General features: G+C 70.6%; 13 protein-coding genes. 2 read left to right on the top strand and 11 right to left on the bottom strand.

What is annotated here, in order from left to right:
- Positions 1-5: 5 nt before the first annotated feature.
- A complete protein-coding gene (locus L332_RS26145; RefSeq protein WP_021011286.1) occupies positions 6-308 on the top strand; it encodes a hypothetical protein in 303 nt (100 codons plus the stop codon).
- On the opposite strand, the gene L332_RS26140 is transcribed toward L332_RS26145, so the two are convergent.
- The 7 genes from L332_RS26140 to L332_RS26110 are packed head-to-tail and all read right to left on the bottom strand — an operon-like array spanning position 301 to position 5358.
- Entirely contained in the window at positions 301-624 is a 324-nt protein-coding gene (locus tag L332_RS26140) for a hypothetical protein (protein WP_021011285.1), read from the bottom strand. The two genes, L332_RS26145 and L332_RS26140, sit on opposite strands and share 8 nt — an antisense overlap.
- Complete coding sequence (locus L332_RS26135; protein ID WP_021011284.1) at positions 621-989, bottom strand: hypothetical protein; 369 nt, start codon at positions 987-989, stop codon at positions 621-623. The genes L332_RS26140 and L332_RS26135 overlap by 4 nt, the downstream gene beginning before the upstream one ends.
- Before the next feature lie 28 nt (positions 990-1017).
- Positions 1018-1347 (bottom strand): hypothetical protein, encoded by a 330-nt coding sequence (locus L332_RS26130; protein WP_021011283.1) that lies wholly within the window; start codon positions 1345-1347, stop codon positions 1018-1020.
- Positions 1347-2249 (bottom strand): major capsid protein, encoded by a 903-nt coding sequence (locus L332_RS26125; protein ID WP_021011282.1) that lies wholly within the window; start codon positions 2247-2249, stop codon positions 1347-1349. Before L332_RS26125 ends, L332_RS26130 begins: the two co-directional genes overlap by 1 nt.
- Positions 2250-2263: 14 nt before the next feature.
- Positions 2264-2647, bottom strand: a complete 384-nt coding sequence (locus L332_RS26120) for a capsid cement protein (protein WP_021011281.1) — start codon at positions 2645-2647, stop codon at positions 2264-2266.
- An 18-nt stretch (positions 2648-2665) separates the two neighbouring features.
- A complete protein-coding gene (locus L332_RS29550) occupies positions 2666-3970 on the bottom strand; it encodes a head maturation protease, ClpP-related (protein ID WP_021011280.1) in 1305 nt (434 codons plus the stop codon).
- Positions 3967-5358 carry a phage portal protein family protein gene (locus L332_RS26110; RefSeq protein WP_021011279.1) on the bottom strand — a complete coding sequence of 464 codons (1392 nt, stop codon included), beginning with the start codon at positions 5356-5358 and terminating at the stop codon, positions 3967-3969. Before L332_RS26110 ends, L332_RS29550 begins: the two co-directional genes overlap by 4 nt.
- A gap of 143 nt (positions 5359-5501) precedes the next feature.
- Between L332_RS26110 and L332_RS26105 the strand changes: the two genes are divergently transcribed.
- Positions 5502-6056, top strand: a complete 555-nt coding sequence (locus L332_RS26105; protein ID WP_021011278.1) for an NUMOD4 motif-containing HNH endonuclease — start codon at positions 5502-5504, stop codon at positions 6054-6056.
- Here the strand turns inward: L332_RS26105 and L332_RS26100 are convergent.
- The 4 genes from L332_RS26100 to L332_RS26085 all read right to left on the bottom strand — a co-directional run bounded on the left by L332_RS26100 (position 6053) and on the right by L332_RS26085 (position 8999).
- On the bottom strand, positions 6053-7774 hold the full coding sequence (locus tag L332_RS26100; protein ID WP_021011277.1) for a terminase: 1722 nt from the start codon (positions 7772-7774) through the stop codon (positions 6053-6055). The two genes, L332_RS26105 and L332_RS26100, sit on opposite strands and share 4 nt — an antisense overlap.
- Before the next feature lie 25 nt (positions 7775-7799).
- On the bottom strand, positions 7800-8162 hold the full coding sequence (locus L332_RS26095; RefSeq protein WP_021011276.1) for a hypothetical protein: 363 nt from the start codon (positions 8160-8162) through the stop codon (positions 7800-7802).
- 265 nt (positions 8163-8427) lie between these two features.
- Positions 8428-8700: a hypothetical protein gene (locus tag L332_RS26090; protein ID WP_021011275.1), complete on the bottom strand. Its 273-nt coding sequence runs from the start codon at positions 8698-8700 to the stop codon at positions 8428-8430.
- The gene (locus tag L332_RS26085) at positions 8697-8999 is read right to left on the bottom strand and encodes a hypothetical protein (protein ID WP_021011274.1); all 303 of its coding nucleotides are present in this window, start codon (positions 8997-8999) and stop codon (positions 8697-8699) included. Before L332_RS26085 ends, L332_RS26090 begins: the two co-directional genes overlap by 4 nt.

Genomic DNA, 8999 nt, shown 5'->3' with positions numbered 1-8999 from the left:
CGCCCATGACGACGACCACCACCGGCACAACCGGAACCGCGCAGCGCACCGACGCGCGCGGCATGTTCTTCGTGCCGGCACTCGCGCTCGCCGCGGCCGGGCTCATCGCCGGCATCGCGTCCCTGCCGAACTCGTTCGAGTCGGCGATCGCGTCGCTCGTCGCGCTCGCGCCGACGATCGCGGCCCTCGTGCTCGGCCACATCACCGCGGCCGCGCCGCAGGCACCGACCGCGCGGCGCATCACGCTCGGCGGGCTCGGCGTCGCCTACGTCGCGCTCGCGCTCGCCGTGCTGTCGCTGCTCATTTGAGCGTCAGCAGCAGGAACGAATCGAGCGGCGCCGCGTTCTCGTTGCGCGCCACGTTCAGCACACCCGCCGTCCGCTCCTGCGGCGTGCCCGGCCACAGCGTGACCTGAGCGCCCGGCGCGACATTCGCGTCCAGCGGCACGGTCACCTGCGACGACGACACGACCTCCGCGCCGCTCGCGTCACGCACGAGCTGCGCCTCGTCCTTCACCTCGGCGCGCAGCGTCCGCGGCTCGCCGAGCGTCGACCCCATGCCGGCCACCTGCCGGCGATCCCGCACGATCACCGTGTGCGGGTAGAAGAAGCCGCCCCAGCTCATCCGTAGAGCTCCGGCCACATGCGCGCCGTGATGCCCGGCAGCGGGAAGTGCCCGACCGGCAGCGACGCATCCGCCGTCCACCCGTCGGGCTCGAGCGCGCGCAGCTCGTTGATCACGTCGGCCGTGAACGCGGAGCCGACGTCGCCGTACGACACCGAGGTGCCGTTCCGCGACATCGACTTCACGCGCCGCTCGCCCGGTGCGGGGAACTCCGCGACGACCGCCTTCAGGATCGCGATCGCCGTGAGCCGTTCCTCCGAGTCGTCGGGGAACTCGTCGATGTAGGGAGCGATGCGCCGGCCCCGCGCGAGCACACGCCGCGCGAGGTCGAGATCGCTGGTGCCGAGGTCAGTCGGTCGGATCATGGCGCACCGCCCCCTCCATCGTGTTGACCTACTCGGCCGGCTTCGCCGCAGCCTCGATGGCTGCGAGCATGTCGGCCTTCTTCGTCGCGCCGCCGAGGTCGACCTCGCGAGCCGCGGCGTACGCCTTCAGCTCGTCGACCTTCCACTCCTCCGAGGGCTCACCCTCGGGGAAGTCGCGCGACTCGCCGTCGGCAGCGGCCTCGACGGCCTTCGCCTCCGGCTCGGCCGGGTTGAGACGGTCGAACCGCTCGAGGTCGTCCTCGTGCACGTCGACCGTCTCGCCCTGGCGCCCGTAGTCCCACTGCCCGTCGAGGCGCAGGTAGGTGCCGAGGCCGGTGCGGATCGTGCGCTCAGCCATCAGCCCGCGAGGCCCGTGACCTTGAACACCGAGAACGGGTTCGTGACCACCTGCACGAAGCGCGAGTCGACCTGCACCCACGTGCGCTGCGTCTGGCGCTCCGGGATCGTCTCGGTCGTGAGCGGCTTCTCGACGCGGATCTCGCCGACCTGGCCGCGCTCGAGCGCGTACGCCGTGCCGGCCGCGACGCGGTTCGACGCCTGGAAGGTGAGCCCGTACGAGGCGGCGACCGCATCGAAGTCGGAGCCGTACACCAGGCGCAGCCGCGAGAGCTGCGCCGGGTTGAGCACCCACGTGTCGATGTTCACGCCGAGCTCCTGCGTGTCCGCGAGCTCCTGCACCTTCGAGAAGTCCGCCGCCGGCCACGCCGAGGCGTTCGACTGCGACGAGCCGCCGGTGACGACCGCGCCCCAGTTGAGGCCGGTGACCGTCTGCGACCCGAACGCGGAGATCGCCGCGTCGACCACCTGGATCGCTCGCGCGTCCTGGCGGCGGATCATCGCGTTGATGAGCTTGCGGCCCTCACGCTGGATCACGCCCTCGTCGTTGCGGTCGCGCGCCTCGTCGGTCACGAAGAACTTGCCACCGTGCTTCTCGACCGAAGCGACCTTCGGCTCGCCGTTCTCCGACGTGACGATCGGGAACTCCGCGCCGGGCGCGACCTCCTGCACGTCGCGCGTCGGGAACAGGTCGTTCAGCGTCAGCTGGTCGTAGACGACCGCGCCGCCGGTGACGCCGCCGGGCGCCGAGAAGAACAGCGGCGAGATGTAGTTCCGCAGCGACAGGTCGCTGAGGTAGCGCGTGATGCGCGTGGGCTGCTGCAGCATCTGCTCCACCGTGATGGTGGAGCCGCTGACCGTGGGTGCGGCGAGCGGGTAGGCAGCCGCGTTTGCGGTAGGCATGTGTCGCTCCTCTCTCAGTAGAGCTCGATGAAGACGTCGTTGCCGGACGTGCCGGCGGTGAGGGCACGGCCGCGAGCCTTGCCCGACGCGAGCGTGACGGCCCGGCCGGACGCGCCGACCTCGACCTCCGCGCCGCGCGCGATCGTGCCGCCGGCCGTGACGGGCACGACCGTGCCCGGCCCGCGCAGCACGTGCAGCTTCGCGCCCGATGCGGTGTCGCGCGAGGCGACGCCGAACGTCAGGCCAGCCGCGGTCGCGGTGACCACGGTGACCGGCGTACCGGCCGCGACGTCGAGCGCCGTGGAAGCGTCCACGAACGTCTTGCCCGTGATCGCACCACCGGCGGTCGCCGTGATGTCGTGACCCGGCCGGTATGCCGGGATGCACTCGTTTGCCATGATGCTTCGCTCCTTGTCTCAGCGCGCCCAGTGGGCGGGGTAGGCGGTCGGGTCGTCGGCGGCGTCCGTCGGCGCGATGGCGTGACCGAGCTCCTCGGTCGGCACCGCCGCGTTCTTCGGCATACCCGCGAGGATCGCCGACGCGACGTCCTCGTTCGTGTCGAGCTGCGCCCGCCACGTGTCCTTCGTCGCGGCCGTGATCCGGCCGTCGGCGAGCGCCTCCGCGATCAGGCCATCGCGGCGCTGCGCGGTCGCCTGCGCGAGCGCCTCGCGGCCGGCGGCGGCGCTGCGCTGCAGCTCCTCGTACGCCGACTTGTCGACGACGATCGCGGTGTCGGGCAGGGAGTCGACGACGGCCGCGCGCGGCTCCGGCGTCTCGGTCGTCGGCTGCTCCGCGAGCGCCTCGTCGAGCGCCGCGAGCAGCGTCTCATCCGAGGCGGCGGCATCGGTCACGCCGAGCCGCTCGCGAAGACCAGCCTTGAGAGTGTCGCTCATGATGAGCTCCTCCTTCGGGTTGGGATCACCGGGCTCGGTCGAGTCCGGGGTCGTGCGCGCCAGGGCAGCCACGGCGGCTGCCTTGTCGCGGATCGGTGTGACGCGCGCTCGAGCGAGCGCGTCGTCAGCGTCGTCGTCGTCGGTTTCGATGGGCGCGACGACGAGCACGCCGTCGTCACCGACCGTCTCCGACTCGCCGGCGTCGGGGATCACGGCGACGCGATCCGCGAGCCCGAGCTCGACGGCCTCCGCCGACGTCAGCCACGTGTCCTCGGCCAGCAGGCTCGCCCAGTCCTGGTCGCCCGCCTTGCCGGTGTAGACCTCGATGATCGCCCGCTCGAGCGTGTCGAGCACGTCGGCATCCTTGCGGAGATCGGCGGCGTTCCCCCACGTGAAGACGGAGGGAGAGTGGATCATCATCGTCGTGCCCGGCGACATCACCGTCTCGTCGCAGCCCGCCGCGATGAACGACGCCGCCGAACCCGCGAGCCCATCGACGACGGCCGTGACCGTCGCCCGGTGCGCGCGCAGCATGTTCAGGATCGCCATGCCCTCGAACACCTCACCGCCCGGCGAGTTGATCCGCAGGATGATCTGCGACACCGACTCGGGGAGCGCGTCGAGCACCTGCCCGACGTCCTTCGTCGAGATGCCCCAGTACCCGCCCCACGAGTCGATCGGCCCGTACATGCGGATCGTCGCGACCGTGCCCTCGGCGGCGCCGGTCGGAGCCGGCGTCGTGACCGCGTTGAAGAACTCGGCCTTCGCCTTCGGCATCTCGCGCTCGCCCCAGTAGCGATTCGCCCACCGCGTCGCGTCGTTCGTCATGCTGCTTCCCCCTCGGAAGTCGTCGGTCGCACCGCAGCCGCGGCGGCTCGTGCCTGCTGGTCGCGGAGGTCGGCCTCCTCCGCGACGTCCTGCGCGGCGTCCACCGGCACGCCCTTCGCGGCGAGCTCGGCAGCGAGCACCGGCAGCCCGTACTGCTCCCGCAGGTGCGCCTCGAGCGCCGGATCGCGCGTCAGCGCGCCCACCTCGATAAGCGACTTGATCGCCTCCGCCGTCGCCGGCATCCGCTCACCGATCGGCTCGCACACCAGCCGAGGCGCCGGCTCGGCCGTGCCCCAGTTCGCATCGACGAGATCCTCGACCACGTGCTGCTGCGTGACGTCCGCGATGTGCTCCGCGACCGCGTTCAGCGAGTCGGTGAAGAAGTTCGCGAACGTCGACCCGAGCGCCCACGAACCCGTCTCGGTGCCGAGGTTCAGGAAGTGCGCGAGCACCGCGCGCGCGATCTGCTCGTCGTGGTAGCGGATCGGCCCGTCGATGTCGGGCAGCTTGCCCGTCACGCCCTTCAGCTCGAGCGACGCGCCGTGCGGGAGCGACGCGCCCGCCGCCTCGCCGGCACGGAAGCCCTTCGCGAGCTTCAGCCCGGCATCCTTCTCCGACTTCCGCCACTCGTCGAGCCGCTCACCCTCGGCACCATCCGGCACCGGAGCGGCCGTGTAGACCGGCACGCCGAGCCCGTTCCGCTCGACGGTCAGCGCCTGCACCCGCAGCATCCGATCCTTCAGCAGCCAGTTCTTATACGCCTGCCGGAGCAGCGACCGGCCCAGCCAGTTCGCGCCCTCCCGCTCGTTCACGTACGCGACCAGCCGGTCGACGGGGATCTCGATCTCCTGCCCGAACGAGCCGAGCATCGCCCGCGCCGTCGGGTTCGCGAGCCCGTGCTGCATGATCGACACGAGCCCGCCGTCGCGAGCGACGTTGATGTTCGAGATCGTGCGCGGCGGGCGCCACGCGAGCTTGTGCAGCCGGTGCCGCTGCCCGTCGAACTCGTACACCTGCTCGAAGAACGAGTGCCCGTAGACGAGCTCGAGCAGCGCGAGCCGCAGGTGCTCATCCCACGAGAACCGGCCGCGCGAGCGGATCGGCGCCTGCGGCGGCTGCCCCTTCACCGGCAGCCCGAGGTCGGCGGCGACGAGCTCGACGACCTCCTCGCGGCAGCCCGTCCCGTCGATCACCCACCGCGCCTTGCGGATCGGGAGCGTCACCGCGCGCAGCACCGACCCGACCTGCGAGTCCTCGCTCCGCATCCGGTCGTACACCTCGACCGACTTCGGCCACACGAGGTCCGGGTTCTTCTCGTTCGCCTCATCCGCGAACGCCGCCCAGCCCGTCAGCGAGCCAGACTGATAGCCCATCTCGGCCACGAGCACCTCCCGAGAATCGCGACGCGCGGGCGCGTCGGCATGGTTAGAACCGCCGAGAGCGAGGTAGGATGAGAGCGGCTCCGGGGAGTGCGTCAACACTCAACCCGGAGCCTGACCCGCCACATCGACTCGACCGATTGGAGGGCTCCGTGGAGCCTACCGAGAACTGGCTGCCCGTCGTCGGCTACGAGGGCTGGTACGAGGTGAGCGACCTCGGCCGCGTGCGATCCGTCTCGCGTGAGGTACGCACCGGCGTCGGCACGCGCCACATGCAGGGCCGCGTGCTCCGCCCGTTCACGCGGGCAGACGGTCGCTACAGCGTCACCTTGAGCCGCGACGACGAGCGACGCACCCGCCTCGTTCACCGCATGGTGCTCGAGGCGTTCGTCGGCCCGCAGCCCACCGGCGCCGAGTGCTGCCACCACGACGGCGACCCGACGAACAACCGGCTGACCAACCTCCGCTGGGACACGCACACCGGCAACGAGGCCGACAAGCGACGCCACGGCACCCACCCGAGCAGCGCCAAGACCCACTGCAAGCGCGGGCACCAGCTCGTCGAGCCGAACCTCAAGCCCGCGCAGTTCGCGAAGGGCAAGCGGTCATGCCTCGCCTGCTCTCGCGAGTACGGGCTCGCCGTGTCCCAGGGACGACCGTTCGACCCCGAGCTCGCCGACGAGAGGTATCGCGCCCTCGGGTTCTAGAACCTCGCCGTCGCCAGGTTCACCTCGGAGGCGTCGATGTCGTCACGCACCACGACCTCCGCTTGCGGCGGCGGCGGCGGCACGTCCTTCTTCTTCGGCGGCGCGATCGTCTCGAGCGCGTAGTACGCGAGGTTCACGCACACCACCGGCGCGACGTCGACCGGCGAATCGAACAGATCCCACACCGGCATGCCGCCCAGCGGCTTTGTCGTCCCGTACTCCACCGTGAAGTCGAGGCGCGCATCCTCCCGATGCCGCACGTCGCCGCGCTCCACCGCGTTCCGCAGGTAGCCGGCCGACAGCAGCATCGGCGTCGCCTCGATCCGATGCACGATGAACCCCGCCTCCTCGAGCGGCTTCACCAGCTCCGCCGACGGCACACCCTTCGACTGGATCGCGACCTCACGGATGCCCTGCTTCTTCCGCAGCGCCTCCATGTAGTCGAGCACCCACAGGTGCCCCTCTCGGCCCGTCAGCAGCTCGAGGTGCCCGAGCCCATCCGGCCGATGCCCCGCGACCCCGACGTGCGAGAAGTACGAGCGGCCGTCGATCGTGACCGACACGCCCGCCACGATCCGCCCGCCAGCCTCGATGTCCGACTCCTCGTCGAGCAGCTCGCGCCATCGGTCAGCGTTCAGGAACGGCTTCTTCCGCGACGTCACCCACTGGCACAGCACCTCGGTGCGGTAGTCCGGCGTGTTCACGTCCGCGAGGCACGCCTCCACGGTCATTTCGCCATGACCGATCGACGGGTTCGACTGCAGGATCGCGTCGATGTCGTCGAGCGCGCAGCCAGGGATCGCCGACCACTCGAAGATCCCCGCCGTCGTGTCCCGCCCGTTCGCGAACTCCTCGAGCGACCGCAGCCCCGACTCGACGTACTCCTGCCACTCCTTCACGCCCGTCAGCAGCCCATCACGCAGCGTCGTCAGCAGAACCGACGACGCATCACCCGCGTTCGAGAACCCCCACAACTGACCGTTGAAGAACGACTTCGTGGTGTGCACCACCGCGTTCCACGCCGCCCACGTGTCCTGCTCACGCAGCTCGTCGAACAGCACCCGCGGCGACGGCTTCCCACGCGCCGACTTCGCCGCGCGGATCTCGTAGTGCGGCCGGTCGAGCGTGTAGATGCCCTCCTTGCCGTTCGTGTCGATCACCTTCTCCGTCGCGTCCTGCAACGCAGGGATCGCGAGGTCGCCGGCCTCCTCCGTCTCCGGGTCGGGATCGCACCACAGCTTCACCGTGTTCCACGGCTCGCGCGCGATGTCCAGGTTCTGAGCGACGCCCACCACCTTGAACTTCACCGGCGGCAGCCGATCAGGATGCCGCTTCGAGTCGACGAACAGCCACCACGCCGCCAGCACCGCCGCGAGCGTCGTCTTCCCGTTCTGCCGACCCACCAGCACCACCAGGCGCCGGAAGCGGTACCGGCCATCCGGCCGCAGCTCGAGCCCGCGGATCAGCAGCACCTTCTGCCACGGGTAGAGCTCCACGCCGAGGATCTGCTCGGCGTACTCGATCACCTCGAACCCGAGCGACGTCTCCGGCGTCAGCGGCCGCAGCGGCGGCGTGAACAGCCGCGGCTCCGCACACCCCACCGGACCCCGCCGGAACGCGCGCCCCTTCGCCGCCGTCGCCCGCCGGTACTCCTCCGTGACGCCCCGCTCCCGCATCGCGGCATCCATCACGAGCGGATCGCTCGCCGTGTCGATCACGCGCCACCCCCGCTAGAGGCGCGACTCACGCGCCGATCTTGTGCCGACCGAGGAACGCATCGAGCGGCGACTTCTCCACCAGCTCGAGCCGAGGAGCCCCCGCACCCTCATCCGCCGCCGGCGGCGCCGCACGACCACGACCCGACGACGCAGCACGCTCCGCACGCTCCCGCTCCGACCGCACCCGCGCCGCCGCCCGAGTCAACCGACCCGACGCCGACAGATACGCATCCGTCAGCCGCGTGCTCGCGTTCTCCGCACCCACCGCATCGATCTTCCGAGCCAGATCACGCGCCAGCTCGATCGTCGGCGCATCGACACCCGACTCATCGAGGCCCGCAGCCCGGATCGCCTTGTTCACCGCCATCAGGTGCTTACGACCAGCCATCGCACACCTCCTCGAGCGTGGTGGAAACCGAATCAGAGTCGGGGGAGGGAGGATCGCCACCCCCGGCGGTGTCCGCCCCCGCGGCCGTTCACTGGATTTTCTGAGCGTTCGTGTCGAGGCTCGTGAGTCGTGCTCGGAAGGTCGGCGTCGATCTCCTCGAGCGTGCGTCGTGGCGGGACGTGTTTGCAGTCACCGCAGCATCGGCACGTCGGTCTGTCGTCTGTCTCGTCGTCACCGCAGGCGAGGCACATCGAGTCGAGGTCGGTCACCGTGTGTCTCCCTCGGTGGTGTGCCCTCGTGCGATGCACGGTGGGCAGATGTCTCGGTCGGTCGCGGCGTTCGACAGCCACCCGTCGATCGCTGCGAGCTCGCGTGCCTCGGCGAGCGTGTCGCCGCCCACCGCGTGCGCGACGGGTCCGGGTCGGTCGCACACGTCGCACTCGATGCCGGCGGTCATGTCGCAGACGATGAGGGTGCGGTGCGCGAGCATCGCGGCCGTGGGGATCGGTGTGACCGTGGCGAGCGTGTCGGTGGTCATGTCCACTCCCTCGACGGCTTCCCGAGCGCCGGTCGCGGCGGCTTGTTCTTCCGCTCGTTGTTGCAGCCCGCGTGCGACGGCGCCCAGTTCGTCGGCTCGTCGTAGAGCTCGGGATGCGTCGATGCCGGCTGGATGTGCTCGCGCTCGAAGCGTGACGGGTTCGACCAGTCGTCCCACGCGGCCTCGTAGTCGATCGGCTGGTTGCACAGCCAGCAGGGAAGGTTCCGCTTCCGGCACTCGGCCTTGTAGTCGTCCTTCGCCTTCTGGCGTGCGCGGGTCGTCTTGTGGTTCGCTCCCAC

The sequence above is a fragment of the Agrococcus pavilionensis RW1 genome (assembly GCF_000400485.1).
GTDB lineage: Bacteria > Actinomycetota > Actinomycetes > Actinomycetales > Microbacteriaceae > Agrococcus > Agrococcus pavilionensis.
This window is presented reverse-complemented; position numbering and strand designations above follow the sequence as displayed.

Coding starts and splice junctions, on each gene's coding strand:
- L332_RS26145 (WP_021011286.1), top strand. CDS start 6: ATGACGACGACCACCACCGGCACAACCGGAACCGCGCAGCGCACCGAC.
- L332_RS26140 (WP_021011285.1), bottom strand. CDS start 624: ATGAGCTGGGGCGGCTTCTTCTACCCGCACACGGTGATCGTGCGGGAT.
- L332_RS26135 (WP_021011284.1), bottom strand. CDS start 989: ATGATCCGACCGACTGACCTCGGCACCAGCGATCTCGACCTCGCGCGG.
- L332_RS26130 (WP_021011283.1), bottom strand. CDS start 1,347: ATGGCTGAGCGCACGATCCGCACCGGCCTCGGCACCTACCTGCGCCTC.
- L332_RS26125 (WP_021011282.1), bottom strand. CDS start 2,249: ATGCCTACCGCAAACGCGGCTGCCTACCCGCTCGCCGCACCCACGGTC.
- L332_RS26120 (WP_021011281.1), bottom strand. CDS start 2,647: ATGGCAAACGAGTGCATCCCGGCATACCGGCCGGGTCACGACATCACG.
- L332_RS29550 (WP_021011280.1), bottom strand. CDS start 3,970: ATGACGAACGACGCGACGCGGTGGGCGAATCGCTACTGGGGCGAGCGC.
- L332_RS26095 (WP_021011276.1), bottom strand. CDS start 8,162: ATGGCTGGTCGTAAGCACCTGATGGCGGTGAACAAGGCGATCCGGGCT.
- L332_RS26090 (WP_021011275.1), bottom strand. CDS start 8,700: ATGACCACCGACACGCTCGCCACGGTCACACCGATCCCCACGGCCGCG.